We start from the raw sequence: 22,162 nt of genomic DNA, 5'->3' as shown, positions 1-22,162 counted from the left end.
TCTGGTTTTTATGCAAAAATTTACCCTGATGCTGTTGAGCCTGGTGCTGCTGGCGCCGCTGGGCATCGATCTCTATCTGCCTACTCTGCCTGAAATCGCCCTTGGCCTGAATACGCCGGTCAGCCTGATCCAGACCACTATTCCCATCTTTCTGCTGGTAATGGGCCTGGGACAGCTGGTGACCGGTCCGCTGGTGGACAACTACGGCCGCAAGCCGATCGCACTGCTGGGCCTGGCGCTCTATGTGGCGGGCAGCGTGGTGGCGGCAACCGCCACCAGCTGGCCGATGTTTCTGTCGGCGCGTCTCATCCAGGGCTGCGCGGTCTGCTGTAGCGCTGTTGTCGCCTTTAGCGGCGTGCGCGATCGCCTGAGCGGCGACGAAGCGGCGCGCGCCTACGGCTTTCTAAACGGCGCGCTGAATATCGTGCCGGCGCTGGCGCCCTTGCTGGGTGGCCTGCTTGCCAGCGCCTTCGACTGGCGCGCGCCCTTCTGGTTTCTGTGCGCCTACGGCCTGCTTATTGCGGTTATCGTGCTTATCTGGCTGCCGGAGACGCGCCCCGCCGATACGCTGCGGGTAAAGGGACTGCCGCTGGCGCAGTATGGCGCCATTCTGCGTCAGCCGCGCTTTCTCGCCTTCGCCTTTGCCAACGCGGGCGCGCTCGGCATGGTGCTGACCTATGTATCACTGGCGCCGCACGTGCTGATGACGGAAGGCGGCCTGACGCCGATTCAGTTTTCGTTCGCCTTCGGCGCCAACGGCTTCTGGATCATGCTGGTAAGCGCTTTTGTTAATAAAGCGATCCGCAAGGCGGGACGGCCGTTCTGTCTGGCGATGGGCTTTGTGACGATGCTGGCGGGCGCGCTGCTGCTGGTCGCCGGCATGCATCTGCTGCCGCAGGGCGCGCAGACCCACTGGGCGCTCTATATGCTGCCGGTGGCCGTTGCGGTAGCGGGCCTGGCCTTTACCGTTGGCCCCGCCACCAGCTATGCGCTGGAGCCTTATCAGCAGCAGGCTGGCGTAGCGGCGGCGCTGCAGGGATTAATTCAGATGGCGGGCGGTGCGGCGGGCAGCCTGCTGATTGTCATGCTGCCCGTGGCGGAAAAGAGCGCGCTGGCGCTGATGATGCTGGCGGGTGCAGCGCTGGCGCTGATCGCCTGGCGCTGCAGTAAGAAGATGCACGGCTCGCTGACCGCGCTTAAATAACCTTAACCGGCACGCGCGGCGCCAGCGCGCACATCAGCTCATAGCCGACCGTGCCGGCCGCTTTCGCCACCTGATCGATTTTCACCTGCTCGCCCCACAGCTCGACCCTTGAACCGATGCCCGCCTGCGGACAGGGCGTCAGGTCGACGGTGATCATATCCATTGATACCGCGCCGACCACCTGGGTCATCACGCCGTCAACGCAAACCGGCGTGCCGCTGGGCGCATGGCGCGGATAGCCGTCGGCATAGCCGCATGCCACCACGCCGATACGCTGCTCCTGCTGCGCATGGTAGCGATAGCCGTAGCCGACGCCGTCGCCGCGGCTCAGCTGCTGGATGCCGATGATTTCGCTGCTGAGCGTCATCGCCGGCCTCAGGCCGGTGCTGGCGATATCCTGCCAGTCGCCGCTCGGCGAGGCGCCGTAGAGAATAATACCGGGGCGCACCCAGTCGTAGTGCGCTTCTGGATGCCAGAGCGTGCAGGCGGAATTGGAGAGCGAACGGGGAATGGCGAGCCCTTCGGCGGCGCGTTCAATGCGCTGCATCGGCGCGATCAGCCCTTCCGGGTTTTCCGCATCGGCAAAGTGCGTCATCAGCGTAATGTCGCCGACGTTTTCCAGCGCGCGCAGCTTTTGAAAGGCGCCGTGCACCTGCTCAGGGCGGAAGCCGAGGCGGTTCATGCCGCTGTTGACCTTGAGATAGATATCCACCGGCGCGGAGAGCCGGGTCTCCGCCAGCGCTTTGATCTGCCAGTTGCTGTGTACGCTGGTGGTCAGGCGGTAGCGATCGATTAGCTGCAGATCCTCGGCATGGAAAAAGCCCTCCAGCAGCAGAATCGGTTTGCGCCAGCCGCCGTCGCGCAGCAGTATCGCCTCTTCCATATTTAACAGGGCAAAGCCGTCAGTCTGCGCCAGGCTTTCCCATACGCGGGCCAGACCGTGGCCGTAAGCATTGGCTTTTACCACCGACCAGACGCGCGCATCGGGCGCCGCCTGGCGCGCTATCGTCAGATTATGCCGCAGCGCCTGCCGATCGATAGTGGCAAAAACTGGACGTGACATACTCACTCTCCCTGAATGTTAACGCACGGCGTTCGCGTTGCGTAATGGTGTCGATGACGGGGCAAAACCCGGCAAATAGCGAAACACGGACAGATCGTCGGCGGCGATCGCCGGGGTTTTGCCGCTGATAAGGTCGGCCAGCAGCTGACCGGAGCCGCAGGCCATCGTCCAGCCGAGCGTGCCGTGTCCGGTATTCAGATAGAGATTGCTGAGCGGCGTCGGTCCGACAATCGGCGTTCCGTCTGGCGTCATAGGACGCAGGCCGCTCCAGAAGCTGGCCTGTTCGATATGACCGCCTTCAGGATAGAGATCCCGCACCACCATCTCCAGCGTTTCCCGCCGCGCAGGCAAGAGTTTGTTGTTAAAACCAACGATTTCCGCCATGCCGCCGACGCGGATACGGTTGTCGAAGCGGGTAACCGCCACTTTATAGCTTTCGTCGAGGATAGTGGAAACCGGCGCGGCATCCGGGTTTTTTACCGGGATAGTCAGGGAGTAGCCCTTCAGCGGATAGACCGGAATATCGAGGATATGCTTCAGCAGCCCGGTGGAGTATGAGCCGAAGGCCACGACATAGCTGTCGCCTTTAATTACCTCGTCGCCACACTTCACGCCGTAAATGCGGTTGCCTTCACGCAGCAGCTGATCGACCGGGGTATTGAAGCGGAACACCACCCCCGCCTCCTGCGCCATTTTCGCCAGCTTTTGCGTAAAGAGCTGACAGTCGCCGGTTTCATCGTTGGGCAGGCGCAGTCCGCCGGTCAGCTTGTGCTGCGTGGCCGCCAGCGCCGGTTCGACGCGCGCCAGCTCATGGGCGTGCAGCAGTTCGTAAGGTACGCCCGCCTCGCGCAGCACCTCGATATCTTTGCTGGCGCTGTCGAACTGCTGCTGGGTGCGGAACAGCTGCAGCGTGCCGCCCTGTCGACCTTCATAGGCGATGCCGGTCTCTTCGCGCAGCGCCTTCAGGCAGTCGCGGCTGTACTCGGCGATGCGCACCATACGGCTTTTATTCTGCTGATAGTGCTGCATATCGCAGTTACGCAGCATGTTCCACATCCACTCCAGCTGAAAGCTGCTGCCGTCCAGGCGGATAGCCAGCGGCGCGTGGCGCTGGAACATCCACTTCACCGCCTTCAGCGGTACCCCCGGCGCAGCCCAGGGCGCCGCGTAGCCGGGCGATATCTGGCCCGCATTGCCTGCGCTGGTCTCCAGCGCTGCGTCGGGCTGGCGATCCAGCACCGTTACCTGATGACCCGCGCGCGCCAGATACCAGGCGCTCGCCACGCCAACCACACCACTACCGAGAATCACTACGTGCATATCGCCCCCACCGGCAAATTCAAAAGCATAATTCACTAGAGTACAGGGTAATACCAGCGCATTCCCACCTGCCGGTAACAGCCCGTTCCTTATTAACTTATTTCACATGTTTTTCATTTTTTCGAACACTAAAATCGTTGGTCAGAGTGAAAATCAGTGAGTTATGCGTCTTTTAACCGCTTCTCAGCAGTTAATAATAGCGTATGCGGCAATATCCACTTATTTCAGGAGAATAAGCGGACGCCATACAATCCACTTATAAACAGCATTTTATCCCGACTTTTCGCCCTTCGGGCCGACATCTGTTCATCAAATGCTTCCGCGTCTTTTTTCAGATGATTTTGTGCCGAATAATTCAGTTGAGTTCCGCGATCAGATAGGTGACAGTGGACTATCATTGAAGTGTTCGCTCCGTTTTTGGGGTTCTCTTTCTTAGGGATGAGCCTTGAAATTACCGAAACCGGCTGCTCGCAGCGGGCAGGCCTGTTTGCAAAACAGAGGTGCGCTATGACGACAATCTTTGACGATCCGATTAAGGACAGCAAACGACTCAGTGATGGACCGGACTGGACATTCGAGCTGCTCGATGTCTATCTTGCGGAAATTGACCGCGTAGCCAAACTCTACCGACTCGACACCTATCCCCATCAGATCGAAGTGATTACCTCCGAGCAGATGATGGACGCCTACTCCAGCGTCGGCATGCCCATTAACTACGCGCACTGGTCGTTTGGCAAAAAGTTCATTGAAACCGAGCAGCGCTATAAGCACGGACAGCAAGGGCTGGCGTATGAGATTGTGATCAACTCCAATCCCTGTATCGCCTATCTGATGGAAGAGAACACCATGACCATGCAGGCGCTGGTCATGGCGCACGCCTGCTACGGCCATAACTCCTTTTTCAAAAATAACTATCTGTTCCGCAGCTGGACCGACGCCAGCTCGATTGTCGACTATCTGCTGTTTGCGAAGAAATATATCTCTGACTGCGAAGAGCGTTTTGGCGTTGAAGAGGTAGAGCGGCTACTTGACTCCTGCCATGCGCTGATGAACTACGGCGTCGATCGCTATAAGCGTCCGCAGAAGATCTCCCTGCAGGAAGAGAAAGCGCGGCAGAAGAGCCGCGAAGAGTATCTGCAAAGCCAGGTGAATACCCTGTGGCGCACCCTGCCGCGCCGCGAGAAAGAGGCGGTGCAGGTCGAGGCGGCGCGCTATCCGTCGGAGCCGCAGGAGAACCTGCTCTACTTTATGGAGAAGAATGCGCCACTGCTGGAGCCGTGGCAGCGCGAGATCCTGCGCATCGTGCGTAAGGTGAGCCAGTATTTCTATCCGCAGAAGCAGACGCAGGTGATGAACGAAGGCTGGGCGACCTTCTGGCACTACACCATCCTCAATCATCTCTATGATGAGGGTAAAGTCTCAGAGCGCTTTATGATCGAGTTTCTGCACAGCCATACCAACGTGGTGTTCCAGCCGCCTTATAACAGTCCCTGGTATAACGGTATTAACCCCTATGCGCTGGGCTTCGCCATGTTCCAGGATATCAAGCGCATCTGTCAGTCGCCGACCGAGGAGGATCGCTACTGGTTCCCGGATATCGCCGGCTCCGACTGGCTGGAGACCCTGCACTTTGCCATGCGCGAGTTCAAGGACGAGAGCTTTATCAGCCAGTTCCTGTCGCCGAAGGTGATGCGCGATTTCCGCCTGTTTACCGTGCTGGACGACGACCGCAATAATTATCTTGAGATCGCCGCCATTCATGATGAAGCGGGCTATCGCGCCATTCGCCAGCAGCTTTCCGCGCAGTACAACCTGAGCAATCTGGAGCCAAATATTCAGGTTTATAATGTCGACCTGCGCGGCGATCGTTCGCTGACGCTGCGCTACGTGCCGCAAAGCCGCACGCCGCTCGACAAGAGCCGTCGCGAGGTGATGAAGCATGTCCACCGGCTGTGGGGGTTCGATGTGATCCTGGAACAGCAGAACGAAGACGGCAGCGTCGAGCTGCTGGATCGCTGTCCGACGCGCGGCAACGCGCTGTAAGGAATAGCCATAAAAAAACCGGACTCTGTCCGGTTTTTTTCAGGCCGCACGTCTATTCAGGGAGCGGGTAGCATAAACAGAAGAGCAAAGCGTCCCGCGGCAGGGATGCCGTGGGCCGAGCGCGCAGGGATGCCTTGAGCGACTTTGCGATCTGTTTATGCTACCCGCGACCGCGCCTGGCTCACAGGCATAAAAAAACCGGACTCTGTCCGGTTTTCCGCTTTTAGCGTTTGCTGCCGAGATCCTCCGGCATGCTTTTCTGCATGCTGTGCCAGATCTCGCCGCTGCGACGGCCATACTCGCGCACCGCATCGACAATCTGATCCTGCGACGGCTCTTTAACGCACAGCCCTTCGAGCCGCGCGTAGAAGTTGCGCGCCAGCTCGCGAGCCTCAGGATTAGAGAAATAGTAGCGGCCCACGCGGGTATAGAGTCCTTTCAGGCCATTCAGGATCAAACCGTAAATAGGATTGCCGGAGGCGAATGCCAGACCGCGGAACACGCGATAGTCAAGCTCGGTATAGGCATCGGCCTGATCGTCGATACCGGCGACGCTCTCCAGCACCGCGCGCGCCTTGTCGGGATGATGGCGCAGCGCGCGGCTGATAAAGATCGAGGCGATATTGGTGCGCACCGACAGCAGGTTATCGATCAGCACCGGCACGCTGTCGTGATCCAGACGCGCCAGCGTCTCAAGAATATTCAGCCCGGAGGTTTCCCAGAAGTCATTTACGCGGGTCGGCTTGCCGTGCTGAATCGTTAACCACCCGTCTCGCGCCAGGCGCTGCAATACTTCGCGCAGCGTGGTGCGGGTTACGCCGATAAGTTCAGAAAGCTCACGTTCAGCAGGAAGGATTGACCCAGGAGGAAAGCGGCTGTTCCAGATGCTTTCAATAATATACTCTTCAGCAAATCCCGCAGGGCTCTGCGCCTTAATGACCATAGCGATATGTTCTCGTTGCTTTCTTTGTCGAAATGGGACTCATCATACCAGACACCCTGGTCGTGTATAGACTGAGCGGGGATTAAAAGCGCGCGCTGGCGCAAAAATCAGCAGCCTCGCGCGCAATTCTCAGGGGAAGATTGCGCCGCACGAATTCGCTGATTACCCTTTGCCCACTCTCTTTTTTGCACACAGGACGTTTGCCATGGATATCACCTGGGGCCAGGCGCTGCATCGCAACTTTCTTGGGCAGTCGCCCAACTGGTATAAAATGCTGCTGCTGGCGTTTCTGGTCGTTAATCCGCTGCTCTTTTTCTTCGTCAGTCCATTTCTTGCCGGCTGGCTGCTGATTGCCGAATTTATCTTTACGCTCGGTATGGCGCTGAAGTGTCATCCGCTGCTGCCCGGCGGGCTGCTGACGCTGGAAGCGATCGCCATCGGTATGGCCAGCGCCGACCAGGTTAAGCAACAGCTGGCGGGCAATCTGGAGGTGCTGCTGCTGCTGATCTTTATGGTCGCCGGCATCTTCTTTATGAAACAGCTGCTGCTGTTTATGTTTACCCGGCTGCTGCTGTCGCTGCGCTCGAAGGTGCTGCTCAGCCTCACCTTCTGCCTCGCCGCCGCGTTTCTCTCCGCTTTCCTGGACGCCCTGACCGTGGTCGCCGTGGTGATCAGCGTCGCCGTCGGCTTCTATCAGATCTACCATCGCGTCTCCTCTGATCCCGACTACGCCGCAGCGGATCCCGGTCAGCGCGCCACTCTCGATCAGTTCCGCGCCTTTCTGCGCAGCCTGATGATGCAGGCGGGCGTAGGCACCGCGCTGGGTGGCGTGATGACCATGGTGGGTGAGCCGCAGAACCTGATTATCGCCCATGCGGCGGGCTGGGATTTCGCTGGCTTTTTCCTGCGTATGGCGCCGGTCACGGTGCCGGTGCTGCTGTGCGGTATTCTCACCAGCCTGCTGGTGGAGCGCTTTCGCCTGTTCGGCTACGGTGCAACGCTGCCGGATGCGGTGCGCGCCATTCTGCTGCAGAGCGACCGCGAGGCATCGGCGCAGCGCACGCGCCAGGCGCGGTTAGCGCTGTGGATTCAGGCGGCTATCGGCCTGTGGCTTATTGTCGCGCTGGCGCTGCATCTGGCGGAGGTCGGGTTGATTGGCCTTTCGGTGATTGTACTTGCCACCTCGCTGTGCGGCGTTACCGATGAGCATACTATCGGCCAGGCCTTTACCGAGGCGCTGCCCTTTACCGCCCTGCTGACGGTGTTTTTCGCCATCGTCGCGGTGATCGTCGAGCAGCAGCTTTTCAGCCCGCTGATCGCCTTTGTGCTGCAGGCGGAACCGCACGCGCAGCTCAGCTGGTATTACATCTTTAACGGCCTGCTCTCCTCGATATCGGACAACGTCTTTGTTGGCTCGGTGTTTATCAACGAGGCGAAACAGGCCTTTCTGCAGGGAGCGATCGACCTGCCACAGTTTGAGCTGCTGGCGGTCGCCACTAACACCGGCACCAATTTGCCCTCGGTTGCGACCCCTAACGGCCAGGCGGCGTTTCTTTTCCTGCTTACCTCGGCGCTGGCGCCGCTGATCCGCCTCTCCTATGGGCGCATGGTCTGGATGGCGCTGCCCTTTACGCTGGTGATGTCGCTGGTAGGCTTTTTTTGCATCCGCTGGTTGCTGGTGCCCTGCACCGAAATGCTGCTTCAGTGGGGCTGGCTCACCGCGCCAGCCCTGTAAATTGCTGGCCTGGATCAGGGTAAGTCCGATTTCAGCACGATTTTACCTTGATGCCTGGCTGGCACCGCCGCGCTTTTGGTTTACACTCGTGGCACTACCGTTTACAGGGAAAGCAAGATGTTGCGATATCTCAATCAATCTTCACGCGGTCGCGCCGCCTGGCTGCTGCTGGCGTTAACGGCGCTGGTGCTGGAGCTGGCGGCATTATGGTTCCAGCATGTGATGGGCCTGAAACCTTGCGTGATGTGCATCTATGAGCGCTGCGCGCTGTTTGGCGTGATGGGCGCGGGCCTCGTTGGCGCTATCGCGCCGCAATCGCCGCTGCGCTGGGCCGGGCTGGCTCTCTGGATCTACAGCGCCTGGGAAGGATTGCGCCTGTCGTATGAACATACGATGATCCAGCTTCATCCCAATCCCTTTACCACCTGCGATTTCGCCGCGCGTTTTCCTGCGTGGCTGCCGCTGGATAAGTGGCTGCCGTCGGTGTTTTTAGCCAGCGGCGACTGCGCCGAGCGCAGCTGGACCTTTCTGACGCTGAGCATGCCGCAGTGGATGATTGTGGTGTTCGCCGCCTACCTGATCGTGGCGATTGCGGTGCTGATTGCGCAGCCGTTTAAACCCAAACGCCGCGATATCTTTTCTCGCTAACAGGTCTCGCTAACAGGCTGGAAGGCGGGTGACGCAGCGGCAGGAGCCTGGCATCCCGCCCCAGAACACAATGCCGGGAGCATGTTGCATCATGCAGCGCGTTACCCGGCGCACCTCAGGGATAAGGTGACGGTGTGGAACGAGCGTCAGGGATGACGTGATACGCCTCTTTGCCTCCGGGCCTTGTCGCCCGCATCACACCCTCACCGGCAGTCTGTTTAACGCTTAGCCGTTGCGGTCGGGACGATCGATAATATGATCTTCCCAGTCGCGCACTTCGCTTTCCCGCACCGCGATATAGCGCACCGAAATACGCTGCGCATGCATTGCCGACTTTGATCCGCTCAGCAGCGGATGCCACGCCGGCAATCCTTTCCCCTCGCCCAGCAGGCGATAGGCGCAGGTGCGCGGCAGCCAGTTAAACTGCGTCAGGTTCTCACGCGTCAGCTTGATGCAGTCCTCTTCATATTCGAAGCGGCGCTCATAGTTGCGGCACTGGCAGGTTTTGATATTGAGCTGGTTGCAGGCGACGTTGGTAAAGTAAATCTCATCGGTGTCGGCATCCTGCAGCTTATTCAGGCAGCACTGGCCGCACCCATCGCACAAGGATTCCCACTCGTCGTCGTTCATTTGATCGAGGCGTTTAGTCTGCCAGAAAGGAAGTTCACTCATGATGGCTGCGTCCGGGTTAATCACAAAACCGCACCTTATATCGGGTCAGGCGCGGCGTTGCAAGTTTTACAGCACGCGCGTGCTGATGCCGTGACCGGCCAGCGACACTTCCAGCTTATCGCCTGGGCGCAGCGGACCGACCCCTTCCGGCGTGCCGGTCAGCACGACATCGCCCGCGCGCAGGGTAAAATAGTGGCTCATATGGGCGATAAGCGGCAGAATTTTATGGATCATATCGGAGGTTCTGCCGAGCTGACGCACCTCGCCGTTCACCACCAGCTTGAGCTCGGTATCCTGAGGATCGCCCGGGAACTCCGCTGAGGGGATAAAGCCGGAGAGCGGGCAGGCATTATCGAAGCCCTTTGATTTTTCCCACGGCTGCCCCGCCTTTTTAAACCCCGCCTGCAGATCGCGCAGCGTTAAATCCAGCGCCACGCCGTAACCGGCGATCGCTTGCGCCACGTGCTCTTCGCCGGCCTGCTTAAGGGTGGCGCCGATCAGCACCGCCAGTTCGACCTCGTGATGCACTTCACCAAAGGCGGAGGGAAGAGAGAGCGGCTGGCGCAGATCGCAAATCGCGGTTTCCGGCTTGATAAACACGACCGGCTCAGCTGGCGTAGCGCTGCCCATTTCCTTAATGTGTTTCGCATAGTTGCTGCCGACGCAGACCACCTTGTTCACCGGAAAATCCAACAAGGCGCCCTGCCAGTTACGATGCTGATACATGCTAATCCCCTGCTCTGTTTATGTGTTGCCAGCGACGCCGGCACGTTGATGTTTGCGGTTCAGCGGATCCTGCGCCCGCCGTGACGGCCATAATAAGATGCTTTAGCAAAGATTAGTGTGCGTAAATTGTCAAAAATGCGTGAATATATGCTGCCGGGGCGGTGATTTTATCGCCAGCGCGCGGGCAATAAAGAATAATGAACAGTAAATGGCGCGGTAATCGCGCCATTATTTTGCTGCAAATCGTTATATATAATTATGCTGAAGAAGCAGGAAGCACTGATTATATTTACAGATGAATCTGAATTAATCTTTTTTTGTCGACTCAAGATGAACTTTCAGCAAACTTTCGACCGGCGGCGGGATCTGTAAATAATAGCCTTGATCGATAAGCGCCTGTTTAACTTTATTGATGTCAGCGTTGGCCAGACGATCGCGTCCGTCCAGCTTCAGCACCATTGCCAGCTGCGGCTTGCCGAAGCCGCGCAGCAGCTCGTCAGGCACGCGGGAGAAATCGTCCTTTTTTTCAACATAAAGATAAGTCTGGTCGCGGGTCGGGCTTCTGTAGATCACACAAAACATATTTTTTACTCGAATAAACCTGGATGGTGGCTTGCCTGGAAATAACAGTAACTATAACATGCTTGCAGAACTTCGAATATTCACCGGATGGACTGAAATGATGATTTTATCGACGTTTGTTCGCCGGGCGAGAAAACAGGACTGAGTGGGACAGATGTCACAAACGCCAATCGAATTCAAAGGTAGCAGTTTTACCCTGTCTGTTGTTCATCTGCACCATCCCGAACCTGAAGTGATTCGCAAGGCGCTTCAGGACAAAATCGATCAGGCGCCGGATTTCTTAAAAAACGCGCCGGTGGTACTTAACGTGGCGGCGCTGAACAGCAACGTCAACTGGAAACAGCTGCAGCAGGCGATCGCCGCCACTGGATTACGCATCGTCGGCGTCAGCGGCTGTAAAGACGAAGCGCTGAAACGCATGATCGCCCGCGCTGGCCTGCCGGTTCTGGCGGAAGGCAAAGAGAGCGTGCGGCGCAGCGAAGCGCCTGCGGCGCCACCTGCGCCCGCCGCGCCCGCCGAGCCGCTGGCGAGCAAAACGCGCATTATCACGACGCCGGTGCGCTCCGGGCAGCAGATTTACGCGCGCAACGCCGATCTTATCGTGACAAACAGCGTCAGCGCCGGTGCCGAACTGGTTGCCGACGGCAACATTCATATTTACGGCATGATGCGAGGACGCGCGCTGGCGGGCGCCGGCGGCGATCGCAACAGCCAGATTTTCTGCACCAACCTGGCAGCAGAGTTGGTTTCCATCGCCGGTGTGTATTGGATCATGGATCAAATCCCGGCGGAATTTTTTGGTAAAGCCGCGCGCCTGAGTCTCGAAGAGGGCGCGCTGACCATTCAGACACTTAATTAGGCCCCTTTTCTTCTGTTAAGGAAATCAATATTTATGGCACGCATTATTGTAGTTACATCCGGTAAAGGGGGCGTTGGCAAGACCACGTCAAGCGCGGCCATCGCCACCGGTTTAGCGCAAAAAGGCAAAAAAACGGTCGTCATCGATTTCGATATTGGTCTGCGTAACCTGGACCTGATCATGGGCTGCGAACGCCGCGTGGTTTACGACTTCGTTAACGTTATTCAGGGCGACGCCACGCTGAACCAGGCGCTGATCAAAGACAAACGCACCGAGATGCTGCATATCCTGCCCGCCTCTCAGACGCGCGATAAAGACGCGCTGACCCGCGAAGGCGTGGAAAAAGTGCTGAACGACCTGGCGGCGATGGATTTTGACTTTATCGTCTGCGACTCTCCGGCAGGCATTGAGACCGGCGCGCTGATGGCGCTCTACTTTGCTGATGAAGCGATTATCACCACCAACCCGGAAGTCTCGTCGGTGCGCGACTCCGACCGCATTCTCGGTATCATCGCCTCTAAGTCCCGCCGTGCAGAAAACAGCCAGGAGCCGGTTAAAGAGCACCTGCTGCTGACCCGTTACAACCCTGGCCGCGTAAATCGTGGCGATATGCTGAGCATGGAAGACGTGCTCGAGATCCTGCGCATTCCGCTGGTGGGCGTCATCCCGGAAGACCAGTCGGTGCTGCGCGCCTCTAACCAGGGCGAACCAGTGATCCTCGACACGAATTCCGACGCCGGCAAAGCCTATGCTGATACCGTAGATCGGTTACTCGGCGAAGAACGTCCCTTCCGCTTTATTGAAGAAGAGAAGAAGGGTTTCCTGAAACGCCTGTTCGGGGGATAAACCATGGCATTACTCGATTTCTTTTTATCCCGGAAGAAGAACACTGCCAACATAGCCAAGGAAAGGCTGCAGATTATCGTGGCAGAACGCAGAAGGGGCGACAGTGAGCCCCACTATCTTCCGCAGCTTAAGCGCGACATTCTGGAAGTGATTTGCAAATATGTGAAGATCGATCCCGATATGGTCACCGTTCAGCTCGATCAGAAAGGAGATGATATCTCGATTCTGGAGCTGAACGTGACGCTGCCTGAAACGGAAGAAGCGGCCAAATGACGGTGTTGGTTTCCTGATGTTCCCCTGCTGCTGAGCAGGGGAATGTTTGCATCAAAACTGCGCCAGAATCGCGTCAATGCGGGTCTTAAACAGATCGCCGCGCCAGCCTGCCAGCAGCTCCGGCACGCGCGTTTGCGGCTTCAGCCCCCAGTACTGACTCAATACCTGATTGATCTGACGGCGCGACGCCAGCAGCTCCTGGCTAAAGCCGGTCTCTTCGCTCACTTCCTGTACCAGCGCCTTGATTGCCTTAAACACATTCTTGTAGTGCGGATGATCCACCAGATTGCCCAGCGGCGGCGGCAGCGCCTCTTCCGGCAGCGCCTGCGCTTCAGCAACCAGCGCCACCAGGGTTTTGCCGTGGAAGCGGATTTCATGGCCTGACAGGCCAAGGTGATCCAGCTCGCCCATTGAGCCCGGCATAAAGCGCGCCACTTTCCACAGATTCTCTTCGCGCACCACGAAATTGACCGCCATATCTTTTTCGCGCGCCAGGTTCAGACGCCACGCGGCCAGCAGCCGCAGCGCCGCCAGCTGGCGCGGACGCAGCTGCCAGGCGTTGGTGATATCGCGCCAGGCTTCCTGCGGCGGCATAACGTCGAGACGTCGCTGGCAGAGCTGGTCGCACTCGCTGAGCGCCGCGGCCATATTGCCCGCCGCCTCGGTCAGGGTCATCAGCTGCTGGGCGATGGGCAGCAGATAGTGAACGTCCGCTGCGGCATAGTCGCACTGACGCTGCGTCAGCGGGCGCGCCAGCCAGTCGGTGCGCGACTCGCTCTTATCCAGGGTTACCTGGGTGAAATGCGCCACCATAGCGGCAAAGCCCCATGAGAGCGGCTGGCCGCTGAACGCCGCCAGAATCTGCGTATCGATCATCGGCTGCGGCAGCACGCCGAAACGGTGCAGAAAGACCTCGAGATCTTCCCCGCCCGCGTGCAGAAACTTTTTCACCTGGGTATCGGTCAGCAGCGCGATGAACGGCGTCCAGTCGTCGATCTTCAGCGGATCGATCAGCACCAGCTGTTCGCCGTCAAACAGCTGAATCAGCCCCAGCTGCGGATAGTAGGTGCGGGTGCGGACGAACTCGGTGTCGAGCGCGACGGCCGCATGCTGGCGGGCTTTCTGGCACACGGCGGCCAGTTGCTCATTTTGGTCGATCAGGGAATAATTCAAATCTCGTTTCCACCGCGACAGACTGCGCGCGGCGCTCCATCTCATCATCAATAAAAACGCCGGGCTTTGCCGGCGTTCAACCAGAAATCTTGCCTGACGTCAGCTTGCGCTGGGTCGGGCCTCATCACGCAGTTCGCGCCGCAGGATTTTCCCTACGTTGCTTTTGGGCAACTCGTCGCGGAACTCAATAATTTTCGGGACCTTATAGCCCGTCAGCTGACGCCGACAGTGGTCGAGCAGCTCTTCTTTGGTCAGCGATGCCTCTTTCTTTACCACGCAGACCTTAACCGCTTCGCCCGACAGATCGCTCGGTACGCCGATCGCCGCCGCCTCCCGCACTTTGGGATGCTGCATCAGGACATCTTCAATCTCATTGGGATAGACGTTAAAGCCTGAGACGAGGATCATATCTTTTTTACGGTCCACAATGCGGATAAAGCCTTGCGGGTCAACGGTAACAATATCGCCGCTGAGGAGCCAGCCATTTTTCAGCACCTCGTTGGTAGCGTCCGGCCGCTGCCAGTAGCCCGCCATTACCTGCGGCCCGCGGATCCAGAGCTCGCCCGGCGCGCCGGGTTCGACGTCGTTGCCCTCATCGTCCACCACGCGCACGTCAGTAGAGGGTACCGGCAGGCCGATGCTGCCGGTATGCTCGGTAATATCATAGGGATTAACCGACACCAGCGGCGAGCACTCCGTCAGGCCGTACCCTTCCAGCAGATAGTGGCCGGTGAGCTTTTCCCAGCGCTCCGCCACCGCCTTCTGCACCGCCATGCCACCGCCCGCCGAGAGCCGCAGCGTGGAAAAGTCGAGCTTATTGAACTGGGCGTCGTTCAGCAGCGCGTTAAACAGCGTGTTGACGCCGGTAATCGCCGTAAAGGGAAACTTTGACAGCGACTTCACGAAGCCGGGAATATCGCGCGGGTTGGTGATCAGCAGGTTCTGGCCGCCCAGCTCAAGGAACAGCAGGCAGTTCACCGTCAGCGCGAAGATATGATAGAGCGGCAGCGCAGTTACCACATTCTCTTTGCCGTCGCGCAGCAGTTTGCCGTAGGTCGCCCTGGTCTGTTCGAGATTGGCCTGCATATTGCGGTGGGTCAGCATCGCCCCTTTGGCGATGCCGGTGGTGCCGCCGGTATACTGCAGAAACGCCAGGTCGTCATTGGTGACGCTGGGTCGCTGATAGCTCAGCGTCTCGCCCCGCTGCAGCGCATGGCGGAAGCTTACCGCGCCGGGAAGATGATATTTCGGCACCATCTTCTTGATATATTTCACCACGAAGTTCACCAGGGTGCCTTTTACCGGCCTGAGCTGGTCGCCGAGACGCGTCAGGATCACGTGCTGCACGCTGGTCTCCGCCACCACTTTCTCCAGCGTATGGGCGAAGTTCGAAACGATAACGATGGCGCTGGCGCCGCTGTCGTTGAGCTGATGCTTGAGTTCGCGCGGTGTATAGAGCGGGTTAACGTTCACCACCACCATACCGGCGCGCAGCACGCCGAACAGCGCCACCGGATACTGCAGCAAATTCGGCATCATCAGCGCCACGCGGTCGCCTTTTTTCAGGCCCAGCTCAGACTGCAGATAGGCGGCGAACGCGCGGCTCTTTTGCTCAAGCTGGCGGTAGCTCAGCGGCTGCCCCATATTGATAAAGGCGGTTTGATCGGCGTAGCGTTGTGTAGCCTGCTCAACTAAATCAACCAAAGAGGTATAACGATCCGCGTTAATTTCGGCGGGCACATCTGCCGGATAGCGTTTCAGCCAGACCTTATTCAAGGGTTCACCTCGATTTATATGTTGTTTTTCCATTGCGCCCTCAACACCCAGCTAATTAACAATATTTTAACTCATTGTACCAGTTTGCCCGATTCGGCCTGCTGAGGTTGCGAAGCGCATCACTAATTTTCGTCCCGCATTCCAGCGGCAATAAAAAGCCCGGTCGCGGCAGGCGCGGCCAGGCCTGAAAAGTTAAGCAAATTCTTTATTCTGTCAGGATGGTTTCCACCTGCGCCGGGCCGCTGTTCATGCCCCAGTAGGGGTTAGGCCCCCAGTAGCCTGGATGATGACGCGACGGGCCGTACCAGATCCAGGGATCGACAGGCTGCGGCGGGGTATTAATCTGCTGCGTCAGATGCCAGCGCTGATAGCCGCGCACATCTACCACGACAAAGTTATAGCTGGCGTCACCAATGGTGCCCTTCTCCGTGCCCTTGATATTGCCCAGCACCGTCACGTACTGGTTATTCACATCGGTGGGATCGACAAAGTTATTAATATCGGCATAAATCCGCCCGACCGACGCGGCGCCTAAACGCGGGCGTGCGCTATCGTCCAGCGGCTGCGTGGCGATCTCCAGCCGCGTTTTGCCGTTAAGATTGGTGACCTTAACGACTTTGCCGCCGAAGCGGGACTCCTGGCCGACGTAGAGCGACGGATCGTTCATTACCCGCACCAGATCCTGCTGCGGAAGCTCGGAACTTCCTTTAATGGTATCCGGCACCGTCACGCATCCGCTAAGCAGCAGCGCACCCGCTAACAAAACACCGGACATTCCTTTATGACGTACTGACATAGGCATTCTCCTAAAAGATGTTTGTTAGACTGGCGCGCCTGCAATAAGTTGCGCTCCAGAGACTCAACGGCCCGGCAATTTTTTCCACGCCACTTCGTTGCGTAAATAGGTGGGTTCGGCGTGCTCGGGCTGGACGGTTTCGCCGCGCTGCCACGCCTGTTGGGCCAGAGGCAGCATATCTTCGGCGGCGGGCAGTTCAACGCCGCTCGCTTTGAGGGTTAAGGCGTGCCCCTGCTGCAGCTGCGGCCACGCCTGCCAGCCGGTGCCGGCGGTAAACCACTCGCCCTCCAGCGCCTGCATGCGCGCCAGCGCCGCCTCCGGCGACAGCACGCTTTCGCTCGCTTCGCCCTGCCAGACGCCCTGCTCATCGCGCTGATACTCGGCCCAGTAAACTTCGCCCATGCGCGCGTCAATCGCCGCCAGCACGCGCGTCGCGCCCTGCTGGCGCCAGGCGCCCTGCGCCAGCGTCGCCAGCGTCGAAACGCCGATCATCGGCAGCATGGCGCCGAGCGCCAGCCCCTGCGCGATACCGATGCCGATACGCACGCCGGTAAAGCTGCCGGGGCCGCGGCCGAACGCCAGCGCGTCGAGCGCCGTCAGCTCCAGCTGCTGCGCCTGCAGCAGCGCCTCGATTAGCGGCAGAATACGCTGCGTATGGTCGCGCGGCGCGATTTCAAAACGGGCATCGATCTGCTGCTGATTAAGCAGCGCGGCTGAACAGGCTTCTGTCGCAGTGTCCAGCGCCAGGATTCGGGAAGACATAACAACCTCGGGTCATTCAAAACGGCGCGCATGTTAGCACAGCCAAAGGAAAATTACTGTTTCGCTTGCTGCGTGAAGGCGATGGCGCGCGCCAGATCGCGGGTGCGCGGCGTCGGCGGCAGGCTGTTGAGAAACAGCGCGCCGTAGGGACGCGACACCAGCCGCTGGTCGCAAATCACCAGCACGCCGCGATCGTCCGTATCGCGGATCAAACGCCCCACCCCCTGCTTCAGGGTAATCACCGCGTCCGGCAGCTGCACGTCGCTAAAGGGATCGCCGCCGCGCAGGCGGCAATCTTCCATACGCGCCTTCAGCAGCGGATCTTCCGGCGAAGTAAAGGGCAGCTTGTCGATAATCACCAGCGACAGCGCATCGCCGCGCACGTCGACTCCCTCCCAGAAGCTGCTGGTGGCCACCAGCAGCGCGTTGCCCGCCTCGATAAACTGCCGCAGCAGCTGGCCTTTGCTGGTTTCGCCCTGCACCAGCACCGGCAGCGTCATGCTGGCACGAAACTCCGCCGCCAGCTCGCGCATCATCAGATGGGAGGTACAGAGAAAGAAGCAGCGTCCTTTATTAGCGTCGATCAGCGGCTTCATCATGCGCGCCAGCTGACGCGCGCCGCCGGGCCGGTTCGGCTCCGGCAGATTGCGCGGTACGCAGAGCAGCGCCTGACGGCTGAAGTCGAACGGGCTGTTGAGGATCAGGGTTTTCGCGCTGCTGACCCCCAGGCGATCGGCGAAATGGTGCATCTCTTCATTTACCGCCAGCGTCGCAGAGGTGAAAATCCACGCCGCCTTGCGCGCGTCCATCACTTCGCGGAAGCGCTCTGAGACGGAGAGCGGCGTCAGGGCGAGCGTAAAGTGGCGCGAAGTACACTCGTACCAGTAGCTGTAGCCGGGCTCGTTAATGGCGCGCAGCCGCTTAAGCCGCCCGCGATAGAGCGCAGCGCGCTCAAAGGCCGCATCCAGCAGCGCCGAGCGTCCCAGCGACATTTTTATTACGTCGTAGCAAAGCTCGAGCGCGTCGTCGAGCAGGGTGAACATGCGCTGCACGTTGTTGTCAGTGAAGAGTTCGCGCAGATTGCCGCGGTAGCCTGGATCGCCCAGCATCAGGCGAAAATCCTGCGCGCACTGCGCAAGGCGGTCCGCCGATTTCTGCAGCTGCTGCACGTCACGCACTTCGGTGCGGTAGGCAATATTAATATCTTTCGCCAGATCGAGAAGCTGGCGGCTGGAGAGCTGCTGGCCGAAGTACTGGCTGGCGATATCGGGGAGCTGGTGCGCCTCATCGAAGATCATCACGTCCGCTTCGGGGATCAGCTCGGCAAAACCGCTCTCTTTAACCACCAGGTCGGCGAGAAACAGATGGTGGTTAACCACCACCACGTCGGCGTCCATGGCGCGCTTGCGCGCTTTGACCACGAAGCAATCTTTGTAGAGAGGACAGTCGCTGCCGAGGCAGTTGTCGTTGGTGCTGGTCACCAGCGGCCAGATGGGGCTGTCTTCGGTAACGCCGCCGCAGCTACTGATATCACCATCAACGGTTTGCGACGACCAGCCGCGCAGCGTAACCAGATCGCCCAGCGTCTCGGCGTTAAGATCGCCGCCCGCCATTGACTGCTGTTCCAGCCGCTCCAGACAGAGGTAGTTGGAGCGCCCCTTTAGCAAGGCGGTTTTGCCGGTGAAGTTCAGCGCCCTGGCAATGGTCGGCAGATCGCGACCGTAAAGCTGATCCTGCAGCGCCTTGGAGCCGGTTGATACAATCACTTTTTTTCCGGCGCGCAGTGCAGGCGCGAGATAGGCATAAGTCTTGCCCGTTCCCGTTCCCGCCTCTACCACCAGTTCGCCGCCAGCCTTAACGGCCTCTTCTACTGCCTGCGCCATTTCACGCTGCGCCTCGCGCGGCTTAAAGCCGGCAATCGCCTGCGCCAGCGCGCCATCTACTGCAAAATCGTCCGCCACACTTCCTCACCCGTTTCGGCAAAAACACTGTAATTATGTCAGTATTCCGCCGGCCGCTCCACAACTGATGACAGCGCCCCCTGGACTGTGCCAGGCTATCAGCTGGAAAAGTAAGGAGAAACAATGACCATTACCCGTATCGATCCCGAACATCGCATGTCTGAAGCCGTGATCCATAACCAGACGGTTTATTACACCAGCGTGCCGGAAAATCTCGACGCCGACGCCGAGGCGCAGACCGCCAACGCGCTGGCGGTCATTGACGCCCTGCTGACGCGCGTCGGCTCGGACAAAAGCAAGATCCTCGACGCCACCATCTTTCTGGTGGACAAGGCCGATTTCGCGGCGATGAACCGCGCCTGGGACGCCTGGGTCTCGCCCGACAACGCGCCGGTGCGCTGCACCGTTCAGGCCGGGCTGATGAACCCGAAGTATAAAGTGGAGATTAAAATCATCGCGGCGCTGTAAGCAACAGGCCGCGCCGGGCGTTACTCATCTTCCTCGTCATCTTCGAAGCGCGCCCGGATCTGCTCGCCCGTGTGGGTCTGGCGGATCTCCTGCGCGACCTGAGTGATCGCCTCTCCGCTGGACATGCCGCCAGCCATCAGCTCCTGAATACGCTCCACCGCCTGCTGCTGCTGCTCATGGGACAGTGCCGGTAAACCCTTAAACATTTTTCACTCCTGGTTGCGAGGCGGGCACCGTTCCATGGGGAACAAACAGGTGCCAGCCGGGAAAAAATATGTCAGGCTAACGCCCTCATTGATGTCTGATTTTTGCCGAATAATGGTCTCAACGCTCAGTCTACACTATACGCAGGATGCGCTCAGCGCGCATTTCGCCAGGCTTTCCCATCTTCCCTGGGCGATGCTGCTCACCTCCGGCCATGCCGATCATGCGGATAACCGTTTCGATATGCTGACCGCCGATCCGCGCGCCACCCTGACGACCCACGGCGACCTCACCACGATTGACGCGGAGGGCGCCGTTAGCCACTCAACTGAGGATCCGCTGCAGCTGGTGCGACGGCAGTGCGAGGCGCTGGGCCTCTTGCCCGAGCGCCGCGACGATCTGCCGTTTCAGGGCGGTGCGCTCGGCCTGTTCGGCTACGATCTCGGGCGCCGCTTCGAGCATCTGCCGCAGCAGGCGGCGGACGATCTGATCACGCCCGATATGGCGATCGGCATTTACGACTGGGCGCTGATCGCCGACCACCATCTGCAGCGCCTGACGCTGGTGTCGCTGGGGGACGCGCAGGCGCGGCTGCGCTGGCTGCTGCAGTGGCCGCCGCGCGAGGCGGTGCCCTTCTCGCTGACCAGCGGCTGGCAATCCAACCTGAGCTACCGCGACTACGCCGAGCGCTTTCACGCGGTGCAGGCCTATATCCAGGCAGGCGACTGTTATCAGGTCAACCTGGCGCAGCGCTTTCAGGCGCACTATCAGGGCGATGAGTGGCAGGCGTTTTGCCGCCTGAACGCCGCCAACCGCGCCCCCTTCAGCGCGTTTTTACGCCTGCCCGACAGCGCGATTCTCAGCCTGTCGCCGGAGCGCTTTTTATCGCTGAAGGGCGAGGAGATCGAAACCCGGCCGATAAAGGGCACGCGACCGCGCGCGGCCGATCCCGAACTTGACCGCCGTGAAGCGCTGGCGCTGGCGCAGTCGGAAAAGGATCGCGCCGAGAATCTGATGATCGTCGATCTGCTGCGTAACGATATCGGCCGCGTCGCCGTGCCCGGCTCCGTCAGCGTGCCGGCGCTGTTCGAGGTAGAGCCTTTTCCGGCGGTGCACCACCTGGTCAGCACCATCCGTGCGCGCCTGCCCGCCTCGCTGCACGCCAGCGATCTGCTGCGCGCCTGTTTCCCCGGCGGATCGATTACCGGCGCGCCGAAAATCCGCGCGATGGAGATTATCGACGAGCTGGAGCCGCATCGCCGCAACGCCTGGTGCGGCAGCATCGGCTACCTCAGCCTCTGCGGGCGCATGGATACCAGCATTACTATCCGCACGCTGATCGCCGAGCGGCAGCAGCTGTTCTGCGCGGCGGGCGGCGGCGTGGTCGCCGACAGCGAACTGGACGCCGAATATCAGGAAACGCTACACAAGGTCAGCCGCATTTTGCCTGCGTTGACCGGAGAGGACGAATGAAGCCGCTTACGCTCGACGCCTTTGTTACCCGCTTTATTCTGCAGCAGCCGGAGAAGCCGCAGCAGCGTCCCGCCGGTCGCCAGGCTGCGGTGCTGGTGCCGATCGTTGCGCGCGACGCGCCGGGCCTGCTGCTGACGCGCCGTTCGCGCGAGCTGCGCAAGCACGCCGGCCAGGTCGCCTTTCCCGGCGGCATGCAGGACGACGACGACGCCTCGCTGGTGGCGACCGCGCTGCGCGAAGCGCAGGAAGAGGTGGGCATCGATCCTGCCGAGGTCAGGGTGATCGGCCAGCTCGCCCCCGTGACCAGCAGCACCGGCTTTCGCGTGACGCCGGTGGTTGGCATTATCTCGCCGCAGATCGCGCTGCATATCAATCCCGACGAGGTGGAGAGCGCCTTCGAGATGCCGCTGGAAGAGGCGCTGCGGCTTAACCGCTACGCTTCGCTGGAGGTACATCGCGCCGGCCTGCGCCATCCGGTCTGGCTCTCGGTCTATCAGGAGTATCTGGTGTGGGGCATGACGGCCGGCATTATCCGTTCCCTTAGCCAGCAGATTGCGTTCTGACGCCCGTTCCGCTCTCGTTTGTCCTGCTATAACAACGGTTTGCGATCTGCCGCACAGCATAACTATTTCTCG

22 protein-coding genes are annotated in these 22,162 nt (G+C 59.6%); 10 read left to right on the top strand and 12 right to left on the bottom strand.

The window, feature by feature from the left end; genetic code table 11:
* Positions 1-10 precede the first annotated feature (10 nt).
* Entirely contained in the window at positions 11-1,204 is a 1,194-nt protein-coding gene (locus LB453_RS10930; protein ID WP_103796021.1) for a multidrug effflux MFS transporter, read from the top strand.
* Here LB453_RS10930 and dadX read toward each other — a convergent pair.
* Positions 1,197-2,267: a catabolic alanine racemase DadX gene (gene dadX, locus LB453_RS10925; protein WP_103796022.1), complete on the bottom strand. Its 1,071-nt coding sequence runs from the start codon at positions 2,265-2,267 to the stop codon at positions 1,197-1,199. The two genes, LB453_RS10930 and dadX, sit on opposite strands and share 8 nt — an antisense overlap.
* A gap of 18 nt (positions 2,268-2,285) precedes the next feature.
* Positions 2,286-3,587 (bottom strand): D-amino acid dehydrogenase, encoded by a 1,302-nt coding sequence (locus LB453_RS10920; RefSeq protein ID WP_103796186.1) that lies wholly within the window; start codon positions 3,585-3,587, stop codon positions 2,286-2,288.
* Between the two features lie 507 nt (positions 3,588-4,094).
* Here LB453_RS10920 and LB453_RS10915 point away from each other — a divergent pair.
* Complete coding sequence (locus LB453_RS10915; protein WP_103796023.1) at positions 4,095-5,630, top strand: SpoVR family protein; 1,536 nt, start codon at positions 4,095-4,097, stop codon at positions 5,628-5,630.
* A 223-nt stretch (positions 5,631-5,853) separates the two neighbouring features.
* On the opposite strand, the gene fadR is transcribed toward LB453_RS10915, so the two are convergent.
* Entirely contained in the window at positions 5,854-6,573 is a 720-nt protein-coding gene (gene fadR, locus LB453_RS10910; protein ID WP_103796024.1) for a fatty acid metabolism transcriptional regulator FadR, read from the bottom strand.
* Between the two features lie 205 nt (positions 6,574-6,778).
* Between fadR and nhaB the strand changes: the two genes are divergently transcribed.
* Positions 6,779-8,308: a sodium/proton antiporter NhaB gene (gene nhaB, locus LB453_RS10905; RefSeq protein ID WP_224481731.1), complete on the top strand. Its 1,530-nt coding sequence runs from the start codon at positions 6,779-6,781 to the stop codon at positions 8,306-8,308.
* Positions 8,309-8,425: 117 nt separating this feature from the next.
* Positions 8,426-8,956, top strand: a complete 531-nt coding sequence (gene dsbB / locus LB453_RS10900) for a disulfide bond formation protein DsbB (RefSeq protein ID WP_103796026.1) — start codon at positions 8,426-8,428, stop codon at positions 8,954-8,956.
* Positions 8,957-9,181: 225 nt separating this feature from the next.
* Here dsbB and LB453_RS10895 read toward each other — a convergent pair whose 3' ends face one another.
* The 3 genes from LB453_RS10895 to LB453_RS10885 all read right to left on the bottom strand — a co-directional run bounded on the left by LB453_RS10895 (position 9,182) and on the right by LB453_RS10885 (position 10,936).
* Positions 9,182-9,628, bottom strand: coding sequence for a YcgN family cysteine cluster protein (locus tag LB453_RS10895; RefSeq protein ID WP_081142602.1), 447 nt, complete (start codon positions 9,626-9,628; stop codon positions 9,182-9,184).
* A 66-nt stretch (positions 9,629-9,694) separates the two neighbouring features.
* Entirely contained in the window at positions 9,695-10,354 is a 660-nt protein-coding gene (locus LB453_RS10890; protein ID WP_103796027.1) for a fumarylacetoacetate hydrolase family protein, read from the bottom strand.
* Positions 10,355-10,660: 306 nt separating this feature from the next.
* Complete coding sequence (locus LB453_RS10885) at positions 10,661-10,936, bottom strand: YcgL domain-containing protein (RefSeq protein ID WP_103796028.1); 276 nt, start codon at positions 10,934-10,936, stop codon at positions 10,661-10,663.
* A 154-nt stretch (positions 10,937-11,090) separates the two neighbouring features.
* On the opposite strand from LB453_RS10885, the gene minC reads away from it, so the two are divergent.
* Genes minC through minE form a run of 3 tightly spaced genes read left to right on the top strand, consistent with a single transcriptional unit; the run spans position 11,091 to position 12,914 of the window.
* Positions 11,091-11,795 (top strand): septum site-determining protein MinC, encoded by a 705-nt coding sequence (gene minC / locus LB453_RS10880; RefSeq protein WP_224481730.1) that lies wholly within the window; start codon positions 11,091-11,093, stop codon positions 11,793-11,795.
* Positions 11,796-11,828: 33 nt separating this feature from the next.
* Positions 11,829-12,641 (top strand): septum site-determining protein MinD, encoded by an 813-nt coding sequence (minD, locus tag LB453_RS10875; protein ID WP_033746633.1) that lies wholly within the window; start codon positions 11,829-11,831, stop codon positions 12,639-12,641.
* A 3-nt stretch (positions 12,642-12,644) separates the two neighbouring features.
* Entirely contained in the window at positions 12,645-12,914 is a 270-nt protein-coding gene (gene minE, locus LB453_RS10870; protein WP_033746630.1) for a cell division topological specificity factor MinE, read from the top strand.
* 51 nt (positions 12,915-12,965) lie between these two features.
* On the opposite strand, the gene rnd is transcribed toward minE, so the two are convergent.
* The 5 genes from rnd to LB453_RS10845 all read right to left on the bottom strand — a co-directional run bounded on the left by rnd (position 12,966) and on the right by LB453_RS10845 (position 19,382).
* Positions 12,966-14,087, bottom strand: a complete 1,122-nt coding sequence (rnd, locus tag LB453_RS10865) for a ribonuclease D (RefSeq protein ID WP_103796030.1) — start codon at positions 14,085-14,087, stop codon at positions 12,966-12,968.
* Positions 14,088-14,186: 99 nt separating this feature from the next.
* Positions 14,187-15,863: a long-chain-fatty-acid--CoA ligase FadD gene (gene fadD, locus LB453_RS10860; protein ID WP_146053830.1), complete on the bottom strand. Its 1,677-nt coding sequence runs from the start codon at positions 15,861-15,863 to the stop codon at positions 14,187-14,189.
* A gap of 205 nt (positions 15,864-16,068) precedes the next feature.
* Entirely contained in the window at positions 16,069-16,659 is a 591-nt protein-coding gene (locus LB453_RS10855) for a Slp family lipoprotein (protein WP_103796187.1), read from the bottom strand.
* 63 nt (positions 16,660-16,722) lie between these two features.
* Entirely contained in the window at positions 16,723-17,421 is a 699-nt protein-coding gene (tsaB, locus tag LB453_RS10850) for a tRNA (adenosine(37)-N6)-threonylcarbamoyltransferase complex dimerization subunit type 1 TsaB (RefSeq protein WP_103796032.1), read from the bottom strand.
* Between the two features lie 53 nt (positions 17,422-17,474).
* Positions 17,475-19,382, bottom strand: coding sequence for an ATP-dependent DNA helicase (locus LB453_RS10845; RefSeq protein WP_103796033.1), 1,908 nt, complete (start codon positions 19,380-19,382; stop codon positions 17,475-17,477).
* A 123-nt stretch (positions 19,383-19,505) separates the two neighbouring features.
* On the opposite strand from LB453_RS10845, the gene LB453_RS10840 reads away from it, so the two are divergent.
* Positions 19,506-19,850 carry a RidA family protein gene (locus tag LB453_RS10840; RefSeq protein WP_103796034.1) on the top strand — a complete coding sequence of 115 codons (345 nt, stop codon included), beginning with the start codon at positions 19,506-19,508 and terminating at the stop codon, positions 19,848-19,850.
* 20 nt (positions 19,851-19,870) lie between these two features.
* On the opposite strand, the gene LB453_RS10835 is transcribed toward LB453_RS10840, so the two are convergent.
* The gene (locus tag LB453_RS10835; protein WP_103796035.1) at positions 19,871-20,056 is read right to left on the bottom strand and encodes a YoaH family protein; all 186 of its coding nucleotides are present in this window, start codon (positions 20,054-20,056) and stop codon (positions 19,871-19,873) included.
* 109 nt (positions 20,057-20,165) lie between these two features.
* Here LB453_RS10835 and pabB point away from each other — a divergent pair, with 109 nt between their 5' ends.
* Together pabB and LB453_RS10825 are read left to right on the top strand one after the other, a co-directional pair.
* On the top strand, positions 20,166-21,527 hold the full coding sequence (gene pabB, locus LB453_RS10830; protein ID WP_103796188.1) for an aminodeoxychorismate synthase component 1: 1,362 nt from the start codon (positions 20,166-20,168) through the stop codon (positions 21,525-21,527).
* A complete protein-coding gene (locus tag LB453_RS10825; protein WP_103796036.1) occupies positions 21,524-22,090 on the top strand; it encodes a CoA pyrophosphatase in 567 nt (188 codons plus the stop codon). Before pabB ends, LB453_RS10825 begins: the two co-directional genes overlap by 4 nt.
* Positions 22,091-22,162: the final 72 nt, after the last annotated feature.

Source organism: Pantoea agglomerans (assembly GCF_020149765.1).
Classification (GTDB): Bacteria; Pseudomonadota; Gammaproteobacteria; order Enterobacterales; family Enterobacteriaceae; genus Pantoea; species Pantoea alvi.
This window is presented reverse-complemented; position numbering and strand designations above follow the sequence as displayed.

Coding starts and splice junctions, on each gene's coding strand:
- LB453_RS10930 (WP_103796021.1), top strand. CDS start 11: ATGCAAAAATTTACCCTGATGCTGTTGAGCCTGGTGCTGCTGGCGCCG.
- dadX (WP_103796022.1), bottom strand. CDS start 2,267: ATGTCACGTCCAGTTTTTGCCACTATCGATCGGCAGGCGCTGCGGCAT.
- LB453_RS10920 (WP_103796186.1), bottom strand. CDS start 3,587: ATGCACGTAGTGATTCTCGGTAGTGGTGTGGTTGGCGTGGCGAGCGCC.
- LB453_RS10915 (WP_103796023.1), top strand. CDS start 4,095: ATGACGACAATCTTTGACGATCCGATTAAGGACAGCAAACGACTCAGT.
- fadR (WP_103796024.1), bottom strand. CDS start 6,573: ATGGTCATTAAGGCGCAGAGCCCTGCGGGATTTGCTGAAGAGTATATT.
- nhaB (WP_224481731.1), top strand. CDS start 6,779: ATGGATATCACCTGGGGCCAGGCGCTGCATCGCAACTTTCTTGGGCAG.
- dsbB (WP_103796026.1), top strand. CDS start 8,426: ATGTTGCGATATCTCAATCAATCTTCACGCGGTCGCGCCGCCTGGCTG.
- LB453_RS10895 (WP_081142602.1), bottom strand. CDS start 9,628: ATGAGTGAACTTCCTTTCTGGCAGACTAAACGCCTCGATCAAATGAAC.
- LB453_RS10890 (WP_103796027.1), bottom strand. CDS start 10,354: ATGTATCAGCATCGTAACTGGCAGGGCGCCTTGTTGGATTTTCCGGTG.
- LB453_RS10885 (WP_103796028.1), bottom strand. CDS start 10,936: ATGTTTTGTGTGATCTACAGAAGCCCGACCCGCGACCAGACTTATCTT.
- minC (WP_224481730.1), top strand. CDS start 11,091: ATGTCACAAACGCCAATCGAATTCAAAGGTAGCAGTTTTACCCTGTCT.
- minD (WP_033746633.1), top strand. CDS start 11,829: ATGGCACGCATTATTGTAGTTACATCCGGTAAAGGGGGCGTTGGCAAG.
- minE (WP_033746630.1), top strand. CDS start 12,645: ATGGCATTACTCGATTTCTTTTTATCCCGGAAGAAGAACACTGCCAAC.
- LB453_RS10855 (WP_103796187.1), bottom strand. CDS start 16,659: ATGTCAGTACGTCATAAAGGAATGTCCGGTGTTTTGTTAGCGGGTGCG.
- tsaB (WP_103796032.1), bottom strand. CDS start 17,421: ATGTCTTCCCGAATCCTGGCGCTGGACACTGCGACAGAAGCCTGTTCA.
- LB453_RS10840 (WP_103796034.1), top strand. CDS start 19,506: ATGACCATTACCCGTATCGATCCCGAACATCGCATGTCTGAAGCCGTG.
- LB453_RS10835 (WP_103796035.1), bottom strand. CDS start 20,056: ATGTTTAAGGGTTTACCGGCACTGTCCCATGAGCAGCAGCAGCAGGCG.
- LB453_RS10825 (WP_103796036.1), top strand. CDS start 21,524: ATGAAGCCGCTTACGCTCGACGCCTTTGTTACCCGCTTTATTCTGCAG.